Below are 18,009 nucleotides of genomic sequence, written 5' to 3'. Positions count from 1 at the left end.
CAAAAGAAGGAAGCGCGATGTTCGACGAGCTTAAGCGAAAATTCGAAGAAGCCTCGGCCGCCTATGCCGCCGAACATTCCGTCTTGCGCGACCCGGACTGGTACGTTCTGAAACTGCAGGAAGAAATGGGTGAACTGACGCAGGCGTGGAACAAGCTCAGCGGACGGGGACGCAACGGCGGGAAGACACCGGGTGAATTGCGCCAATCTCTTGCCGACGAAACAGCGGACCTCCTCGGCCATGTTCTGCTTTTCGCTTATCGCAACGATATCGACCTCGGCTCGTCGATCGAGCGGAAATGGAAGTTCAAGCCCGACTTATAGAGCGTCTTTCAGATCTTCGAGTAGCGACAGGATCGTCTGCTTGCGATCGAGATTATAGGCGTCGCTCACCGTCAGCCGCTCGGCGAAAGTGCTGGAGAGCCTCGCAAGGCGCTCGGCCCTGCCGATATCGCCAGCGAGTGCCGCGTCCCGCGCCTGCTGCATGACGCGTCCGGTCAACAGAGACGAGAAGAAATCGTAGATCGTTTCACTGTCCCTTGCCGACAGAATATCCGCGAGCTTGTGCATCTGCCTTCGGACAGCTGGTCCCTGCCCCGCCAAAATATCTTCGAAGGCGGCGGCGATATCGAGACCGCCGTAATTGATGAGCTTCAGCGCCTCGGAGACACTGCCGTTCGCCGCGGCGAGGATGCGCTCGACGTTCGACCCCGTCAGATCGAAGCCGAGTTGGGCAAGCGCCTGGCGCATCGACTCGTCGTCCAGCGGCTTCAGCCGCAACGGAAGGCAGCGCGAGCGGATGGTCGGCAGCAGTTTTCCGGGCGCGTGCGTGAGCACGAGAAAAAGCGACCGGCGCGGCGGTTCCTCGAGTATCTTGAGGATGGCGTTGGCCGCATTGCGGTTGAGATCGTCCGCCGGGTCGATGATGACGATGCGCCAGTTCCCCGTGCCGGACGTCTGGCCGAAGAATTTTCCGGCGCGCCGCACCTCATCCACGGTGATTGCCCCTTTGGCCCTGCCCGTTTTCTCGTCCACCGGGCGGGTGAGATGAAGCAGGTTATGCGATGCCCCGGATGCGAGCTGACGTGTGACGATGGAGGCGGGATCCGGATCGGCGAGCTGATCGGGTGCTGTCGTCGGCTCTGGGTGGTTCAAGATATGGTTCGCGAAGCGGAAGGCAAGCGTCGCCTTGCCGATGCCTTCCGGTCCTTCGATGAGGATCGCATGGTGCGCTTTGCCGGACTTGTAGCTCTGGGCAAGAAAAGCTTCAGCCTGAAGATGGCCAAAGAGCTTCGCGTTTTCCGCCGGGGCCACAGCCCCCTCCAGCACACCAGGACGCTCCGTCGTCATGATGCAGCTTCCGCGTTTGACGACTGCGGCTCGTCACCGTCTGCTAGCAATGCGTCCATGATCTCCCGGACCTCGGCGGCGACGACGTCCGGCGGCCGTGCTGCATCGACGACACGACAGCGCCGAGGGTCGGCTTCCGCGATATCGAGGAAGGCCTCGCGTCGCTTCTCGTGCGTTTCCAGCTGTTCCTTCTCGAAACGGTCGGGATTGCCATCGGCGGCGCGATGGCGCGCGCGTTCAAGCCCAAGCGCGGCAGGCAGGTCGAAGATGATCGTTCGGTCCGGGATCACGCCGTTGACGGCCACGCGCTCGAGTGTCTCCACGAAGGCCGGTTCGAGATTGCCGGTGATGCCCTGGTAAACGCGCGAGGAATCCATGAAACGATCGCAGAGGACGATGGTACCCTTCTGAAGCGCCGGCCGGATCACTTCTTCGACGTGGTCGCTGCGCGCAGCCGCGAAGAGAATTGCCTCCATGCGAATGCCGAAAGACTCAGCCGCCCCCGAGAGCAGCACGTGGCGCACTGCCTCCGCGCCGACAGAGCCGCCAGGCTCTCGCGTGGTCAGCACATCGTAGCCACGCGCGCGCAGCGAATCGGCCAGCAGGCGCATCTGGGTCGACTTGCCGGCCCCTTCCCCGCCCTCAAACGTTACGAACAAACCCTTCGTCAGCGACATGCGTTCCCAAATCGGCCGCCTGCATGTTTCCTCAAATCGTAGCCGATTAAAGGATAAAAACATGCAGCAATTCAACGTGCTACAGCGCGCTTTGCGCGTCTGACAAGACGCGCGGCGCTGTAGCTATCGGCCCTGTTTAGCCGATTGGTTCGCCAGAAGAAACGGGCGCGTGCGCATTTGTTACAGCCAGAAGAAGAGAAGCTCCTGGAGCGCATCGAGCGCGCGGCTGGTAAGCGTGCCTACCTCGACCGCGCTGCCGGTCCTCACCGGCACTTCCCGCAACAATCGCTCGCCGTTCCAAAGTTTGACGACGCCGACTTCCTGACCAGCCGCGACCGGTGCCGTCAGCGGCCATTTGTAAACGATGCGCGCTGTTAGCCGTTCAGGATTGTTCACCGGGAGCAGGACATCGATCGGCCCGCCCGCGACAAGAGGGACGCGCGATGTCGCGCCACCATAGACGCTTGCTTCGCCGATGGCCTCCCCATCGGCGAAGATGCGCCGTTTCTCGAAGGCGGTCATCGCCCAATCGAGCACCCTGCGGCTTTCGTCCGTGCGCTCCTTGTCGCTTTCGAGCCCACCCATGGCCAGATAGACGCGGCGGTCTCCGCGCTGCATCGACGCGGCAAGCGAAAAGCCGAAACCCTCCGCGAACCCCGTCGCCAGCCCGTCGACGCCGACATTGGCGGCAATCAGCGGATTGCGATTGCGCTGGCGGATCTTGTTCCATTCGAATTCGGCCTGGGAATAGAGCCGATAGAAATCCGGGTGAGCCTCGCGCAGATGCCGCGCCAGCGTCACCAGCTCCCGCATCGTCACCTTGTTCGCAGGATGAGGAAGACCGGTGGCGTTGTTGAAAGAGGCAATGGGCATGCCGAGTTCGCGCGCCCGCGCCGTCATACGCTCGGCAAAAGCAGCTTCGCTGCCGTTCATGCCTTCCGCGAGGATGATACAGGCATCGTTCGCAAGTTGCACGATTGCGCCTTGAATAAGGTCCGCAACGCGGATCCTCGACTTGATTGCGGCAAACATCGTCGAGGTGCCGGACGGTGCTCCTCCGGTCCGCCAGGCGTGCTCGGAGACCTCGTAGGTCGTCTCAGGGCTCAGTTCGCCCTTGTCCAACGCCTCGAAGACCACCTCCATCGCCATCAGCTTGGCAAGCGATGCCGGCGGCACGGGCTCGTCTTCGCCGCGAGCGAAGAGCACTGTGCCGGTCTCCCCATCGACGAGATAGATTTGTTTCGCCTTGGTGTCGAACGCGGGCGCCTGGGCGACCGCATTTGTCGAGACGGTCGCCGCAAGAAGGGCCACGACCGCGAGCAACTTTATGCGCATGAGAAACTCCGGCTTCATCATGGGCATAGCAGCGCGAACAAAGCTGTTCAACCGAAGCTAGCGCTAAACACCGTCCCTGTTCTGGCGCTTTGCATAGGCGATGATGGAATCGGCCGTGAGCGGGTTCGAATCGACCATAATTGCCTCGAAGGGCGACGCCTTATCGCTGACGCGCACTTCGACATAGGCGGCGGCATAAGCCATATTTCCGTCGGGCATCGGGATCAACTCCGGCCGCACGGCGGGGATCGGCCCGATCTCCGGGAGCGTGACAAATTCGCCGAGAGATTGCGGCATGGCGGCTTGCGCCGCCGGCTCGGCGAGCGCGGTCATCGGAACGCCCGTATCCAGCGTCGCGTTGCGAGGGACCGGCACGCTGGCGAGGTCCGGCACCTGGTTGCGGAACGGCTCGTTCGACGCAACCATGACACCTGTCGCGATCTGTCCTTCCGGCATCACGCCGGGACTACGGTCACCCTTCTTGACGTAGGAGGCCATCAGATAGGGCATATCGTTGCCCTCGAGCGGCGCGCGGCCGACATATTGCACGCGCACCTTGGCACTGCCCTTGCGCTTGATGTCCAGCATGTCGGCTGTCTTCGAGGAGACATCGATGATGCGGCCGTACTCGTATGGGCCCCGATCGTTCACGCGAACGATGACCGATGTGCCATTTTCCATATTGGTGACGCGCGCATAGCTGGGCAGCGGGAAAGTCGGGTGCGCGGCGGACAGATGATACTTGTCGTAGACTTCGCCGTTCGCCGTCAGCCGCCCGTGAAAGGCGGAACCGTACCAGGACGCGACGCCTAACTTGTTGTAGCCGAAATCCTCCTTCGGCTGATACCACTTGCCCTTGACCTGATAAGCCTTTCCGACCTGGTAACGCCCACCACCCTTCGGGATGTTTGTCCCGGTCGCGACCCGCGGGCTGGCTTTGACGCCATAGACCGACTCGGCAAAGTATTCCTTGCTCCGCGCCTTGCTTGTCTTGACACTCGAAGCCAATCCGCAGGCGGCAAGCGTCGCGCAAAGCAACGGAACCGCAGCAACACGTAATCCCCTCGAAAGAAGTGCTGCATCTCTTCTAAAAATCATCTGTCCCCAATATCGTTCGCAAAGCCGTATTTCGAAAACATTCCGCTCTAGCCCCCGCGGAAAGCTCGGCGTCTCGAAACGAGACAGTCGATTAATCATGTCAGCAAGACGGCAAAATTGCGAACAGGGAGCCTGAAGCGCGGCAAAAATCTTCCGCTATGGTTTACAAATCGTATAAACCCGGGCGCGAGCCTCTCTCGTGCAGCCTAGGTCTCCTCCCGGGAGACCGGAATTTTCCCGAGCGCCGGGCACGTTAAAACTTGCAAAGACTGCGAGATTTGCCGTTCAACCCAGCGCCAAGGCTGGTGTAGCCGTCTCGTCGGCTGTGAAGGCCGAGTGCCTGCGACTTCCGACCGCAGACCACGCCAAGCGGGGGGCCGGCCGAATTGCCGTGCAGCCTCTTTTCATATTCGTGGCTCCGCTACGGACAATTTGCATAGGGCGGCGGGCCGTGCTGGATCGCGCGGTTCTGAAGCTGGAGACGATAATCGGCGAGCACCTTGTTGGTCTCGACATAGGTGGGGTCGGTCACGTTGCCCCAGAGATAGAAGATCGACGCGTCGCTCGGCGTCAGCGTGGCGCTCGGATCGCCCTGAACCCCCTTCCACGTTGCCTGCGTCACGGGCGTGGCGAAGAGCGAGGGATCGATCACCATCTGCTGTGTCCAGAACCAGCCCTGGCGCACGCATAGCGTCGGCGCGACATGCCAACCCCAGTTCACGAAGCAGTTGGGATTGTTTTTGGTGGCGACGTGCAAGCTCCCCTGTATCCACACCTTGCGCGGCTTGCGTCCCATATTGATCATCAGCCGGCACATCTCGTGCGCGCGGCCCCAGCAGCCGTCATCGGGATAGAGAAAAGGGATGCAGGGCGCTGGCACCGTGAGTGGCGGGCAAGACTTCGCGCTCATCGCATCGAAGATCTGCTGGGCGGTCGCTTTCGAAACGCAGCGAAACCACCACCAGGGCCAGAACGGCCAGCGCCAGATCCAGTCGAGCAGACGCTTCCACCACGGCCGTTCGAACGGCAGCGAATCAGGTTTGGGCCAAGGCGGCAGCGGCGCGTCATCGGGGCCGGGCGTATAGGCGCGAATATCAATGATGTTGTGCGCATCATCCTCGGTGATGATAAGCAGCTGCCCCGAGTCGAGCGCGGCGCGCAGCAACGGCTCGAGCGTCGCGAAATCGGGATTGTCGCGCCTCAGGGCGTGGCGGGCGTGCGATCTTTCGAGCATGACCTCATAGCCCTGGTCGCTCGGAAGCATGCTCATCGGGCGCGTCACGCGCGGGATCAGCAGCCGTGTGATTGCCGCGCTGTTAGGATCGATCTCCAGATAGACCGGCGCCTTGCGCCTCGCGAGCCCGTCAAGCACTTGGACGAAGCCGCTCGATCGGGCATCGCTCGCGTCAAGCCGGGCGCGGCGCCCGCCTTCGAGCACGACCCAAAGCCCCTCGCGCAGCAGCTCGGCAGTGGGCCGGTCAAGCGGAGGATCGAAATCAATGCGGGTCGAAACAATCGCATTGGGATTTGGCATGGCACACCCCCCGGATGCGCCAGAATATCAGAGCGCTACGCGCCTGTCCTTGCGTAGAATTTATGGCAAACTGAACAACTTTTAGCTCTATTATGGCCATCCCTTCCAATGATCGCAAATGCGACCCGCCTGCTCGCCTCAGCGAAACTCATCGGCATCACGCTGGACCTCTAATCGCAGGTCATGCAGGGCATGCAAGCGAACGCCGCCGAGCACGTTGACGCGGCGATCAAAGCTGCTAAAAAGCCAGCCGTCGAGTGATTGGGTAGCAAGCGGTAGCAGCTGCCGTTTTCAGGAAACCAACAATTGTTGGATTTTCAATCGACTGGAGGAGTGGCCGAGCGGTTTAAGGCACCGGTCTTGAAAACCGGCGTGCGTGAAAGCGTACCGTGGGTTCGAATCCCACCTCCTCCGCCAGCTGTCGCCGATTGCCGTCTATAGGTCGATACCGCCGCCGATCACCGCATTCTAGAGAACCGCCGATTCTACGCTAAACGCGATATGTCTTGGAGACTAGTTCAGCGCAATCAGGCAGCTTACGACCCCAAAAATGGATCGGACCTGTCGGCGCAGTCCGTTGGGGGTATCGTGCGACTAAGCAGGAACGTATGTCAGCCTAATCGTGTCCTCGCCAACGGGATCGGCGGAAACAAGGCGGAGCGGCGGCCGTGGGCCGGCAAAGAATGGCTTGCCGCGGCCAAGCACGATGGGTTGGAAGTAGAGTCGGTACTCATCGATAAGACCAAGGTCGGTTAGGCTTCGTGCCAGGTCTGGTCCGGAAACGGCAATCTCTCCAACGAGCCGAGCCTTCAGACTACGTATCACCGCCTCGATGTTATCATCGACAAGTGTGGCGTTGGGGCCGACTGACTTCAACGAGCGCGATACGACCCACTTCGGTTGGCGCCGCCACGCCGCCGCGAACTCGTGTTGCTCCTCACTCCATTCAGGACGGTCTTCGTCCCAGTAACGCATGGTCTCGTACATGCGACGGCCGTACACACTGCCGGTCAGGTCGCGCACGTGCTCTATCCAGTGACGAAAGAGCGCGGGACCTGTCCGCAGTTCCAGGTGGTCGACGTAACCGTCCAAGGACTGGTTCATTCCGAAGACAAGCTTTGCCATGGCTGCTAAATCTCCACCCCAAGGCCTTCACGATAGTACGAGCAGCGTGATGCGGAAAGTGAAGTCGGGCGCAAACTGCGCGCCGCGTCGTCGGTCTGATGAATAACCGCGCCCCGTTTACCACCGAGTGCTGCCATTCGCTCGTAGGTCTATCCAGGAGAGTGATGGAGGGTTATGGCCTCGATGAGCGAGTTCATCGGACTTGTGCGGCAGTACGCATCGAGCTCGCGACAGGTTCGCTCGTCGAGATCTAATATCCGGCCAACTTGATATCCACGAGCTCGTGCCGCCGCAGTGGGACTGATCTTCCACTCCGACGTCTCGATTCCCGTAGCGAGCCAAATCCTGATCCAGGAAATAACAGCAGCCACGCGCGCGAGTTCCGGGGCTCTCACCAGGCTCGTGGAGATAGAGCACGGCATCGACTAGCGATGTCCCGCCCCCTGGCGATCCGAGGGGCTCCGGTCGTTACGGCTAAGCGACGGTCGTCGTGGCGGTGTCGACGACCTCAAAGTCGTGGGTGATCGTGGCCGTCTTGGCGAGCATCGCCGACGCCGAGCAATATTTCTCGATGGACAGCGCAATGGCTCGCTCGACCTTGTTCGCCGCCAGGCTGCGCCCCTTGACCACGAAGTGGAGATGAATGCGAGTGAACACTTTCGGATCCTGCGCAGCACGCTCCGCGTCGATCTCGACGACGCAGTCCTCGATCGCCTCGCGGCCCTTTTCGAGGATGTGAACGACATCGTAGGCCGAGCAACCCCCAGTGCCGATCAGCACCATCTCCATCGGGCTCGGGCCAGGTGTTTTTCCCTCCGTCCCGAATGCTGTCCCAAGCACAACCTTGTGCCCACTCCCGGACTCGCCAAGAAACGTCCGGCCTTCAACCCATTTGATGCGTGCCTTCATGAGATTCACCTATTACCACCACGTACCATCATAGTCCTGCAGACGTTCATGATCTGCAACATTCGACGTCCCTGGCGCAAAGTCGCGAAAATTCACGGAATTTTAGGTACTTGCGGAACACATATGGAACAGATAGTGTCTGTTCTTGATTTGTTTCGCGACTCTGGAGTGACGCGCCATGCTAACCCGCAAGCAACAGGAATTGCTTCTGTTCATTCACGAACGGATGAAGGAATCCGGGGTGCCGCCGTCCTTCGACGAGATGAAAGATGCACTGGACCTCGCCTCCAAGTCAGGCATCCATCGGTTAATCACCGCGCTTGAAGAACGCGGTTTCATTCGCCGCCTTCCTAACCGGGCGCGAGCACTCGAAGTCATCAAGCTGCCTGAAGCCTATGCGACGAGTGCGCAGCCTCGGCGTGGCTTCTCGCCAAGCGTGATCGAAGGTAGCCTGGGTAAGCCACCCGCGGCGCCTGCGGCCACTGCGAAGTCGGCGCCACCGAGTGATTCTGCAACGGTGTCGGTGCCGGTCATGGGACGAATCGCAGCCGGTGTTCCGATTTCCGCGATCCAGAACAACACGCATGATATTTCGGTACCGGTCGAGATGATCGGCAACGGCGAACATTACGCGCTTGAGATCAAGGGCGACTCGATGATCGAAGCGGGTATCTTCGACGGCGACACCGTGATCATTCGCAACACAAGCACAGCCAATCCCGGCGACATCATCGTGGCACTCGTCGACGATGAAGAGGCAACGCTCAAGCGGTTCCGCAGGAAGGGCGCATCGATTGCGCTCGAGGCCGCCAACCCGGCTTATGAGACGCGGATTTTCGGACCGGACCGCGTCAAGATCCAGGGCAAACTCGTCGGGCTCATTCGCCGTTATCACTAGTTGAGGACAGCCAGTCGCTTGGCGACCGCTCTGCCTGCGCCATCACGTCAATCGCCCGATGCGCGGCATGGCGACCCCGGAAAGCATTGCAGAGGGAATTGCCACGCTTCGCCGTCGGGCCGACGGGCAGACACATTGCCGTAGAGACCGACGTGTCGGCGGCGACAGTAAGCCGGGCGCTCAGGCGAGTGGGTCTTGCGCGGCTGAAGGATATCAGCCGGCCGAGCCGATGCGCCGCTACGAACGCGAAAAGCCCGGCGAGATGATCCACATCGACATTAAGACGCTCAGGCGCTTCGATCGCGTCGGCCACCGGATCACCGGTGACCGCACTCGCCAATCGGCAGGCTCGGCATGACCGAGGGCAACCTCTTGAGGCGCCACACCTAGCCGACCCGGCGGGTGGCGTCCGTCGTCGCTACGGTGCGTGTCGTTCCGGCTGCACCACCGAACCAGGCAGCGAGGGCGCCTACAACAAGCGATAGGAAGCCCAGGAGCGCTCCACTGGAAACGACGGTGGCGGCCGTGTCGGCGGCTTCGGTCGCCTGCTGCTTGGCGCGTTCCACCGAAGCCTTGTAGCTTTCCTCGTACTCTTGAACCTGGGTGCGCGCTTGGTCCACCGGAATGCTCTGAGCCCTCGCGATGGCGTCGGCAGCGCGATTTCGGGCTTCTTCCGCAGTCGCTTCGTCGCCAGTGACGGCCGCACGCACGGCGGCAACTGCAGCATCGCGAAGAGCTGCGGGATCGTTGCCCCCGGTCGCGCTTCTGATCTGCCGTTCGATATCGGCCATTGGATCGACGGATGTCGCGACGGCAGGTGCCGCGGCAGTCGTGGCTATGGCGGCAGTCCTTCCAACGCCCCCGATGATGCCACTCAAACCGCTGAAGGCGCCGCCGACCACAGCGCCGACCGAGGTCGTCAGCAGATAGAGAACGACCAGTGTCGTGACGGCCCAACTGGTCAGTCCATGGTAACTTCCTGTCACCCTGCTGGGACGGCCTGAAACCCTGCTTGCGACATATCCGCCGACGAACGCCGCGACGATGCCCGAGATAACGAACCAGAGACCTCCTGCAATCGAAAACGTACTCGCGTTCGGATTGTCGGCGGTTGTCGGATCAATTACCGCGGCTCCAATTCCAACGCCCAAGAGGTTCAGTAGAAACTGCACCGCAAGCGCGAGCGCCACGCCGGCAAATACCGCTCCCCAAGAAATTTGGTTAACGGCGGCGCTCGCCGAAAGATCGGAGACGTAATCGGTCTCACGGGCGTGGTGAACGGCGACAGGTTCGCTCATTGACATATTCCTCCCGGATGCTCACGCGCTTCCCGCTCAAACCGTGGATGCTCGAAACTGTTCCCCGGGACAACCAATGATCCCCGACGGAGGCATGCGAGGCGCGTTACCGCCTGAGCGGGCGAAATAGCAAACTCAAATATGCCTGCGTCATCCGCCCACTTCTTGATGTGCTTGAATGAAGGGCGCCGGCGCTTTCAACCATCCGTCCACGTGCGATGTTCGACTTCGGCGACAAGCGGGCTGCATCGAGATCGCACCCTTTTGCCTCAGCGACGTTGCCGGTGTCGGTCCTGATTTCGTCGAACAATTCGCACACCTTCACCGATTCCCGATCACTGCAGCCGGTTGCTCAAGACCATGTAAACGAGGTTATCGCCCCTTGCACGCCGCCAGCGGCAGGTGACGGATCGCGGCCCGATATGGTGGATGGCTCATATCCTACGATCACGAACGTCTCGGCGCCGGGATGAGATCTTTGACACCGGTCGTTTCGGGATGCTTCGAGCCATGCTCGCAAGCGACGGGAAGAATTCCTTCCCGTCCGCCTCCACCTCTTTCGAAAGCGCGCGCCTTGCAAGGTGCGCCATCGCCCGCATCAATTGGGGCGGCGCCGCCAGCAAATTGTTGACATTGAGCAATGGCGAAAGCGGGAACAGACTGCCACACCTGCCCGCAAGTGGCAGATGACGCGATTTCGCGCGGAAAATTGTGCAATCAAGTGGATGATGTGGCTTTGGAGGCCTCGCCCGGAATTGAACCGGGGTACAAGGATTTGCAGTCCTCTGCGTCACCACTCCGCCACGAGGCCTCTCACGCTCGATCGATCAAGCGATGGCCGGCGTTTAGAACGAATCTATGAGGAGCGCAAGGGGGAATGGTTCGAAAATGGCGGGACGACGCGAGGTCGTCCACGTTCTCCCCAGCGGTCCCAACCGCGGTCTCGCCCGGAGCGATTTCGGCTCTGCCGACAGTTTTGCATGTCTACAATGCTACCGGGCAGCCACGCCCCCCCCGACAAAGCATCGCGACAACCGCACGCGAGCATTCGCTGTCGAATTGGCGTAGCTGCGCCCTCAGGCAATCGGGTTTCGCAAGCCCCGGCCCGCGTCAGGATTTGCCGGAATTCTGCGTGCCACGCCAGCGCGCCCACCAGACCGCCAGCTTGCGGCGGCGGCGGCGGATCGCCGGTATGTCATGGGAAAGCACGAGCAGCCCCAGCGGAATCATCCAGAAGCCCAGCACCGGCAGAAAACCCAACACACCGCCTACGATAAGGAGCGTGCCAACCAGAATCCGCAACACCGGCGAGTCGGGCAAGCCGATACGCCATTTTCCGAGAACGATCTCGCGCGTTCGTGGATCGATACCGAAATGCCGTTCTTTCTTGCCGTTCGTCATTATCCGTCTTTCATGCTCGTCTCCCAAAATTGGGGCCTTCTCCACAGCCTCGCAACCGGCGTCGTCATTTTTTTTGAAAAACCGCTTGGCAAATCGAAAAAGCATTTGTATTAGCAGCCTCACTTCTGCGGCGCAGATGATCCCTGGTAGCTCAGCGGTAGAGCACTCGACTGTTAATCGATAGGTCGCCGGTTCGAATCCGGCCCGGGGAGCCAGTTTCCAAAGCCCTGCACCTCACGGTGCGGGGCTTTTTCTTTCCATGTTTTCAACGGCTTACCGCAACATGATAACGCGCCGCGCCTCGCTTGGTTCGATCGCGTATTGCATTTTTGGTTACATTTTGGCTACATTTTGGACTACAGGGCAGCGGAGAACGGCCAGAAGATGGGGTCCGACGATATTTCGCGATACGTGGTGAAACACCCCGCAAGCGGCATCTACCGCTATTATCGCCGCGTCCCGACCGAGGTCGCCCATCTCGACCAGCGCACCCACGTCAAGCAGTCATTGAAGACGAAGAGCCTGAAGGAGGCACTGGAGAAGGCGCAGTCGGTGCACGACGCGGCGGAAAACTTCTGGCGGGCACTGCTGGTCGGCAACGACAACGAAACAGCCTTCGCCCGTTACGAATCGGCGGTGAAGGTCGCACAGTCGATGGGCTTTACCTATAAGTCGGCCGAGGAGGTCGCAGCACTCCCCCTCGACGAGCTGGAGCAGCGCCTGCTGATCGTCGGCGAGAACATGGACAAGGCGCAGATCGTCGTCGATGCCGTCGCCGGCACGGTCGAGGAGCCAGCGCCGCGCCTCAGCAACGTCTGGTCGCTCTACGAGAAACACAACGCGGCCGGCCTCACCGGCATGTCGAAGAACCAGCTGCGGAAGCACAAGGTCTCGCGCGAGCGCGCCATCAGCTACGCGATCGACGTGATGGGCGATCTGGAGCTGCCGGCGATCACGCGCCCTGACGTGCTGAAGTTTCGCAAGTGGTGGACCGAGAAAGTCATCAGCGAGGGCCTGAAGGCCGACACGGCGAATCGCTCCTTCAGCGACCTAATGGGCATGCTCACGCCGATCGATAACGCGCTCCACACCAACTATCACGAAGTCTGGGAGAAGGCGCGGATCAAGGAAACGAACGCGACGAAGGGCAGCTCGCGACCACCCTTCCCGCTCGAATGGATCTCCGACAAGATCCTTGCGCCTGGCGCGATGGACATGCTTGACGAGGATGCGCGCCTGATCGTCTATGCGATGGTCGAGACCGGCGCCCGGCTCGGCGAGATCTGCAATCTCCGGCCGCAGGATATCCGCCTCGAAGACGAGGTGCCGCATATCGAGGTCGCCGAGCGCACCGATCGGCGGCAGAAGTCCGAGTATTCGATCCGCCGCGTGCCGCTCGTCGGCATCTCACTGTGGGCGATGCGCCAGCGGCCGCAGGGCTTTGCGAAATATCAGGACAAGTCCGATTCGGCGTCGGCGCTAATCAACAAGGTGATGCGCAACAACGGACTGATGCCGACCGACGATCACAGCATCTATTCGATGCGGCACAGCTTCCAGGACCGCATCGAGAACGCCGGATGCTCCGACCGCATGCAGGCCGACCTGATGGGGCACGAGTTCGGCCGCCCGAAATATGGCGACGGCCCCGAGATGAAGCGGCGGCAGAAGTTCCTCGAGGGCATCATGTTCGCCTGGCTGCAACCGGTCACGATTGGGGCTACACTTGCCGGTTAATACAACATTTACCTGAATCGATGTGATATCCAATTTGGAGCAAGATTGTCGCACCATATTGCAAGCCACAAACGCATATGCCAGAACTGCGCAACCATTGCGCCCCCCATCAGTGAGAGACATGGCTGAAGATATTACAATCCACTATGAGAAGAGCCGCCATTTCCGAGTAATTCACGCGGACGGAGCTTATGGTGGAGTTGCCCCATCGGGGTATCTGCACTTTGCTTTATACAATGATCGGTTTCCCCTTCCCAAAGTTGGGTCCATTCCGATCGACGACAACCAGAAGGTCACCGGCCCTGAGGTTCCGATCGAGAGAAAGACAGGCGTCTTTCGCGAGGTCGAGGCTGACGTGATAATGGACCTCCCCACAGCTTTGGGATTTTCCCTATGGCTGTATGAAAAAGCCAAGGAGATGGCGCGGCAAGGTGGGATGGACTTCCAGGCACTTGAGGACCAGATAAAGAGTCCTGGCGGGAAGTTAGGGGCATGACGAGAGGGAGGCTCGGGCCATGATGACACAAATTAAGGATGCTTCATCTTCGACCTTTGCTGCTCAGTCGGAGACCAGAATCTGGGCGGCTAGGCGCGCCACCGAAGCTTATCTCCAGTTTAGGCTGAAGCCTCCAGCGGCCGCCACCAGATGGACGGCAGTGCCGAAGGCGGACGTCACCCACTCTCCCAGATCCGAGGTCGAGCCCACCATGGGTAGCCCATTGATTTCAGAATCGCGGATATTCGATCGCCTGTCCCAGGCGGCACTCGCACTAATCGCTGTCGGCGTTATTGTAACGCTCGTTCAAGGGGCGCAGCCTCTCGGCGTCCTGTTGCCGATTGGCGCAACGGTGCTGTTCATCCTTAGCCTCTTTCAGAAAAAACATAGCTGACCAACGAAAAAATCATGGCTTTCAAGGAACTCACCGTTCTAGCGGCCGGGATTCGTGGCGGCCCCGGGGGATTGATGATCGGCGGCTGGGCGGCGTGGTCCAGCCAGTATGCGGGGCATCTGAGCGCGCCGTATAACGAGATCGGCAGCATGATGTGTGTGGCATTCATGCTTGTCGGCGGAGTCATCATGACTTTTTCGGCGGTTAGAAGTCTGTTCTATCCGGCATGATCATTTAACCATCGCCCGATGCGCAACCGCTCCGACGTCAGCGGCCGGCATCAAGGTCGAAGATCTGCGCTTCATCCGCCCGCTCGCGGATCCCCTTGAACGAAGCGTGCCGTAGCTTTCCGTCATCCGTCCAGGCGCGATACTCAACCTCGGCGACAAGCGCCGGCCGTGTGAAGACTGCGCCCTTGCGACGAAGCGCGACAGCAGGCTTATCTTTGATCCCGTCGAGCAGCTCGCGCAGCTTCAGCGATTCCTGATGGCTCCAGCCGGTTCCGCAGCCGCCGACATAGACGAGCCCCTCGCCCTTCCTTGCCGCCAGCAGCAGCCGCCCGATCGCGCCAGGCATGGTCGACGGTTCGTAACCGACGATCACAAAGCTGTCGCGACGCCTGCAGGTGATCTTCTGCCACCAGTCGCCCCGGCCGGAGCGATAGGGTTTTTCGAGATGCTTGGCGATGATGCCTTCGAGACCGTGCGCGCAGGCGACGCGAAAGAATTCATCGCCGTCCGCTTCGACCTCCTCGGATAGCCGAATCGCCCCTTCCCTCCCCGCGACAAGCGGCTCCAGCAACCGCCGGCGTTCGCGCAGCGGATCGCGCCGCAGATCGCGGCCGTCGAGATAGAGGAGGTCAAAGGCATAGAGGACGATCGCGCCCGCCTCATGCGCTGACGGTCGCCGGCCGAGGGCTCGCTGGAGCATGCCGAAATCGGATCGGCCCTTGTCGTCGAGCACGACAGCCTCGCCATCGAGGATGGCCGTTTTCACGGCGAGCCGACGAGCGTCCGCCGCGATCAAGGGAAAGCGCTCGGTCCAGTCATAGCCGCCGCGCGTGATGATGCGGATCCGACCGGGCTCAACGTGAACGGCGAGCCGGTAGCCGTCCCACTTCACCTCGAGGGCCCAGTCCTGCCCTTTCGGCGGCTTGTCGACCAGCGTTGCCAGACACGGATCGACGCGCGCCGGCATGGGGTCTGTCAGCGAGCTATCAGACGGGTGCTTCGATGATCCCCTGGCCATCAGCCGCCGCCGTTGGGCTTCCGAACATAAACAGCTTCGAAAGCACCGCTCAGACCGAGAAATACCTCCCTTGCGATGACATCGGTCGCGGCGGCGCGCGGCCTAGTAGCTTGCCCCCCGAATTCGGCGAGCGTTGTTTCCGGAACGCGCCAGATAGCATCGACGATCTTGCCTACGACTTCATCCATTTCGACCTTTTCCCCGCCGCGCCGGAATTGGTAATGGCGGCCGACGCGCAGGAAGAGGTGGACAGAGATAACCGCTGACGCCCTCGTCTTGTCAGAAAGCAACATGCCGCGGAGATCGTCGTCGATCTCCATGAGCGGGATTCTGATCGCTGCGGCGTTCAGTGCGCGTTCCATCAGACCAGTAACGCACAGTCGCGAAAAACGTCGCATTGACTAATAGGATGATGAGAACATATTAGGAACGCGACCCGGCGAAGCGGCGCGCCACCAGTGACATGCGAGATATCGACAACCTCACCCGAGGAGGATTAACGCATGCCCGATCTCCCGAAACCGAAATACAAATGGCGGCAGACCTGGGCGGATGCCCCGAAACACTTTTCCGGGTACGACGGCAGCCGACATATCGCATCCATTCACTGGTATCACCTCGGCTGGTGGAACTGGTACATGTGCTGGAACCAGGCGAAGAACAGCAACAGGTGGAAACGCCCGAACGGTCAGGCCGATACCGCAAGGGCGGCGGCACTCGAGGCTGAGGCATGCTACGATGCCATCCTCAGGTGTGAATGGCCGGGCATGGTGCCAGAGGACCTGCAATGCATGCTCGATCACGAGGAATGGATCAGGACCAGGTGAGGCTTCCACGGAGATTGGCCGCGCATCAAGCTGACGGGAGGGGTGGCCTGTCGTCAAGCATCTGCGAAACAGTCGTCACCAGCTCTGCCAAGGGAAACGGTTTTTCGAGCATGATACTGTTCGAGACCCCCTTCGCCTGCCAGTCAAGAAAGCCATGTCCGCTGATGTAAACGATCGGCATATCCGGATCAGCCTCTCGCGCAACACGCGCAACCTCCCAGCCGTCAGGGGGCTTACCGAAGCGAATATCAGTTACCACTCCTGCTATTTCGGAGTCTGCAGAGTTTAGGAGCTCTATCGCTCGCTCACCGTTCGTGACTGCCAGGACGAGAAACCCGGCGTCGGTGAGTGCGCCTTCAAATTCAAGCAGGAGGAGCGCTTCATCATCCGCTACCAATACTGTAGCCGATTCCATGTCCGGATTCCTCGCGTGATGATATCGTTCTTGAACGCAGCGAGGCGCAGACAGTTCCCCTGGTTGGCAAGCAAAATGGCCGTAACGGAACCAGGCCCTGTCCAGCCTGATCGAGGAGACATTGTCATGGCCGACAAAGAGAAAATGAAAAAGCTGATCTGGGATTGCCAGAAAGACATTGCCGAATATCTGCCGCCGGAGAGCGGCATCACGGAGCACCAGCTACTCCAACGGCTCATGACCCGGCTTGATGGTCAGCAGGCGAAAGAGGCGCTCGGTGATGATTGGAAGGGGTGGTGGCCGGGTGACGATGATAACGGTGACGGCGGCAGCCCATCTCCTCAAGACCGCGAAATGGCGTAACACACAAATAGAGCTGCAGAGGGTGTCAGGTCCCTGCAGCTCCGATCGCGACGCATCAATTATGTAGCTGGGGCTTGCTCGCCCTGTTCCATCCAAGGGAACCGCTTCGACGTCGCTCACAGGTATTGTACTCCCGGAGGGAGCTAGATCAAAGGGCCTATTGCTCAGCGGCGCAGTGAGCACCGTCGCGCTGGCCTGCCTCGATCCTTCTATATCAACCCGACGTCTCTGGCCGCGTCACGCGATTGTCACGCTACAGTCACTCTACTGCCCAGACGTTAGGGTTCACCGCGCCAGCAGCGCCAGCACCCGGTGCGCAGTATCGGCGAAGGTGACGCCTATCGCCGCCCCGCCGATGCCGACCACGCCGAGTGCGCCCATTCCCATCAGCTGCCATTTCTTGACCTGCGCCGTTACCGGCTTCATCTCGTCGATCTCGGTCTTCTGGGCGGCGATCGCCGTTTCGATCTTGCCGATGCGGTCGACCAGGTCGTCGATACGCTCATGCGTCTTCGAGCGGCTGCGGTCGGATTTGTCTTCCGACCTGCGGAAATCGTCGCGAAGGTTTTTGACCTCGGCGATCAGCGTCCCCAGCTGCTGATGGATATTCGCATTGTCCATGCCCTGCCCCCTGCCTTCGATGCCCCTCGAAATGCAAATATCTGCGGCCGGCGGATCAACCTGGCGCGCCCCTTGCCGCTTCGTCGGCAATGCCGCGATAGTGCCCGGCGCACCAATCGATGCGGCGGTTTTCCTGCTCGCGCACCATTTCCCATCGCGCCTGTGTCCAGCGGGGCTTTTCTCCCAGCTTCGGAACCACGGCGGGCATCGGGCCGCTGCAGTAAGCCGGCCAGTCGGGAAGATGACGGCCGGCGGCAAGCCGGCCCATCTCTGCGGCCGCCGCA

At 60.6% G+C, this 18,009-nt stretch carries 22 protein-coding genes, 3 tRNA genes and 1 pseudogene; 11 read left to right on the top strand and 15 right to left on the bottom strand.

Annotated elements, in window-relative coordinates; translation table 11 throughout:
• The first annotated feature begins 17 nt into the window (after positions 1–17).
• The gene (locus QN224_RS13465; protein WP_283977097.1) at positions 18–323 is read left to right on the top strand and encodes a MazG nucleotide pyrophosphohydrolase domain-containing protein; all 306 of its coding nucleotides are present in this window, start codon (positions 18–20) and stop codon (positions 321–323) included.
• Here QN224_RS13465 and QN224_RS13460 read toward each other — a convergent pair.
• From QN224_RS13460 to QN224_RS13440, 5 genes are all read right to left on the bottom strand, one after another.
• Positions 318–1,349, bottom strand: a complete 1,032-nt coding sequence (locus tag QN224_RS13460; RefSeq protein WP_283977096.1) for a DNA polymerase III subunit delta' — start codon at positions 1,347–1,349, stop codon at positions 318–320. The genes QN224_RS13465 and QN224_RS13460 overlap by 6 nt on opposite strands.
• On the bottom strand, positions 1,346–2,026 hold the full coding sequence (gene tmk / locus QN224_RS13455; protein ID WP_283977095.1) for a dTMP kinase: 681 nt from the start codon (positions 2,024–2,026) through the stop codon (positions 1,346–1,348). Before tmk ends, QN224_RS13460 begins: the two co-directional genes overlap by 4 nt.
• 180 nt (positions 2,027–2,206) lie before the next feature.
• Positions 2,207–3,361: a D-alanyl-D-alanine carboxypeptidase family protein gene (locus tag QN224_RS13450; protein ID WP_283977094.1), complete on the bottom strand. Its 1,155-nt coding sequence runs from the start codon at positions 3,359–3,361 to the stop codon at positions 2,207–2,209.
• Positions 3,362–3,424: 63 nt separating this feature from the next.
• Positions 3,425–4,459: a septal ring lytic transglycosylase RlpA family protein gene (locus QN224_RS13445; RefSeq protein WP_283977093.1), complete on the bottom strand. Its 1,035-nt coding sequence runs from the start codon at positions 4,457–4,459 to the stop codon at positions 3,425–3,427.
• Positions 4,460–4,880: 421 nt separating this feature from the next.
• Positions 4,881–5,993, bottom strand: a complete 1,113-nt coding sequence (locus QN224_RS13440; protein ID WP_283977092.1) for a protein-glutamine glutaminase family protein — start codon at positions 5,991–5,993, stop codon at positions 4,881–4,883.
• Between the two features lie 327 nt (positions 5,994–6,320).
• Here QN224_RS13440 and QN224_RS13435 point away from each other — a divergent pair.
• A tRNA-Ser gene (locus QN224_RS13435) sits at positions 6,321–6,410 on the top strand.
• 177 nt (positions 6,411–6,587) lie between these two features.
• Here QN224_RS13435 and QN224_RS13430 read toward each other — a convergent pair.
• The gene (locus QN224_RS13430) at positions 6,588–7,118 is read right to left on the bottom strand and encodes a dihydrofolate reductase family protein (RefSeq protein ID WP_283977091.1); all 531 of its coding nucleotides are present in this window, start codon (positions 7,116–7,118) and stop codon (positions 6,588–6,590) included.
• Between the two features lie 474 nt (positions 7,119–7,592).
• A complete protein-coding gene (locus tag QN224_RS13425) occupies positions 7,593–8,027 on the bottom strand; it encodes an OsmC family protein (protein ID WP_283977090.1) in 435 nt (144 codons plus the stop codon).
• A 178-nt stretch (positions 8,028–8,205) separates the two neighbouring features.
• Between QN224_RS13425 and lexA the strand changes: the two genes are divergently transcribed.
• Positions 8,206–8,925 (top strand): transcriptional repressor LexA, encoded by a 720-nt coding sequence (lexA, locus tag QN224_RS13420; protein ID WP_173512956.1) that lies wholly within the window; start codon positions 8,206–8,208, stop codon positions 8,923–8,925.
• A 106-nt stretch (positions 8,926–9,031) separates the two neighbouring features.
• Positions 9,032–9,268 (top strand): annotated as a pseudogene (locus QN224_RS13415) (IS481 family transposase); the annotation flags it as partial.
• Between the two features lie 43 nt (positions 9,269–9,311).
• Here QN224_RS13415 and QN224_RS13410 read toward each other — a convergent pair.
• The 3 genes from QN224_RS13410 to QN224_RS13400 form a co-directional block, all read right to left on the bottom strand.
• Positions 9,312–10,223, bottom strand: a complete 912-nt coding sequence (locus QN224_RS13410) for a PhnA-like protein (protein WP_283977089.1) — start codon at positions 10,221–10,223, stop codon at positions 9,312–9,314.
• 737 nt (positions 10,224–10,960) lie between these two features.
• Positions 10,961–11,034 (bottom strand) — tRNA-Cys (locus QN224_RS13405).
• Between the two features lie 299 nt (positions 11,035–11,333).
• Positions 11,334–11,627, bottom strand: a complete 294-nt coding sequence (locus QN224_RS13400; RefSeq protein ID WP_173513342.1) for a hypothetical protein — start codon at positions 11,625–11,627, stop codon at positions 11,334–11,336.
• 137 nt (positions 11,628–11,764) lie between these two features.
• Here QN224_RS13400 and QN224_RS13395 point away from each other — a divergent pair.
• The 5 genes from QN224_RS13395 to QN224_RS13375 all read left to right on the top strand — a co-directional run bounded on the left by QN224_RS13395 (position 11,765) and on the right by QN224_RS13375 (position 14,481).
• A tRNA-Asn gene (locus QN224_RS13395) sits at positions 11,765–11,839 on the top strand.
• 169 nt (positions 11,840–12,008) lie between these two features.
• Positions 12,009–13,361 carry a site-specific integrase gene (locus QN224_RS13390; protein ID WP_283977480.1) on the top strand — a complete coding sequence of 451 codons (1,353 nt, stop codon included), beginning with the start codon at positions 12,009–12,011 and terminating at the stop codon, positions 13,359–13,361.
• 121 nt (positions 13,362–13,482) lie between these two features.
• The gene (locus tag QN224_RS13385) at positions 13,483–13,857 is read left to right on the top strand and encodes a hypothetical protein (protein WP_283977088.1); all 375 of its coding nucleotides are present in this window, start codon (positions 13,483–13,485) and stop codon (positions 13,855–13,857) included.
• A gap of 19 nt (positions 13,858–13,876) precedes the next feature.
• A complete protein-coding gene (locus QN224_RS13380) occupies positions 13,877–14,251 on the top strand; it encodes a hypothetical protein (RefSeq protein WP_283977087.1) in 375 nt (124 codons plus the stop codon).
• Between the two features lie 14 nt (positions 14,252–14,265).
• Positions 14,266–14,481: a hypothetical protein gene (locus QN224_RS13375; protein ID WP_283977086.1), complete on the top strand. Its 216-nt coding sequence runs from the start codon at positions 14,266–14,268 to the stop codon at positions 14,479–14,481.
• A 37-nt stretch (positions 14,482–14,518) separates the two neighbouring features.
• Here the strand turns inward: QN224_RS13375 and ligD are convergent, their stop codons facing one another.
• Positions 14,519–15,499 (bottom strand): non-homologous end-joining DNA ligase, encoded by a 981-nt coding sequence (gene ligD / locus QN224_RS13370; RefSeq protein WP_283977085.1) that lies wholly within the window; start codon positions 15,497–15,499, stop codon positions 14,519–14,521.
• Entirely contained in the window at positions 15,499–15,861 is a 363-nt protein-coding gene (locus QN224_RS13365) for a hypothetical protein (protein WP_283977084.1), read from the bottom strand. The genes ligD and QN224_RS13365 overlap by 1 nt, the downstream gene beginning before the upstream one ends.
• Before the next feature lie 141 nt (positions 15,862–16,002).
• On the opposite strand from QN224_RS13365, the gene QN224_RS13360 reads away from it, so the two are divergent.
• On the top strand, positions 16,003–16,326 hold the full coding sequence (locus QN224_RS13360; RefSeq protein ID WP_283977083.1) for a hypothetical protein: 324 nt from the start codon (positions 16,003–16,005) through the stop codon (positions 16,324–16,326).
• 25 nt (positions 16,327–16,351) lie between these two features.
• Here the strand turns inward: QN224_RS13360 and QN224_RS13355 are convergent, their stop codons facing one another.
• Positions 16,352–16,741: a response regulator gene (locus tag QN224_RS13355; protein ID WP_283977082.1), complete on the bottom strand. Its 390-nt coding sequence runs from the start codon at positions 16,739–16,741 to the stop codon at positions 16,352–16,354.
• A 126-nt stretch (positions 16,742–16,867) separates the two neighbouring features.
• On the opposite strand from QN224_RS13355, the gene QN224_RS13350 reads away from it, so the two are divergent.
• Positions 16,868–17,104: a hypothetical protein gene (locus QN224_RS13350; protein ID WP_283977081.1), complete on the top strand. Its 237-nt coding sequence runs from the start codon at positions 16,868–16,870 to the stop codon at positions 17,102–17,104.
• Positions 17,105–17,389: 285 nt separating this feature from the next.
• On the opposite strand, the gene QN224_RS13345 is transcribed toward QN224_RS13350, so the two are convergent.
• Both QN224_RS13345 and QN224_RS13340 read right to left on the bottom strand, forming a co-directional pair.
• Positions 17,390–17,725, bottom strand: a complete 336-nt coding sequence (locus QN224_RS13345; protein WP_283977080.1) for a DUF1515 family protein — start codon at positions 17,723–17,725, stop codon at positions 17,390–17,392.
• Positions 17,726–17,780: 55 nt separating this feature from the next.
• On the bottom strand, positions 17,781–17,993 hold the full coding sequence (locus QN224_RS13340; RefSeq protein WP_283977079.1) for a hypothetical protein: 213 nt from the start codon (positions 17,991–17,993) through the stop codon (positions 17,781–17,783).
• Between the last annotated feature and the right edge of the window lie 16 nt (positions 17,994–18,009).

The organism is Sinorhizobium sp. 7-81 (assembly GCF_030124405.1).
Lineage (GTDB): Bacteria > Pseudomonadota > Alphaproteobacteria > Rhizobiales > Rhizobiaceae > Sinorhizobium > Sinorhizobium psoraleae.
The sequence above is the reverse complement of the archived record's forward strand: the minus strand, read 5'-3'. Positions and strand labels throughout refer to the sequence as shown.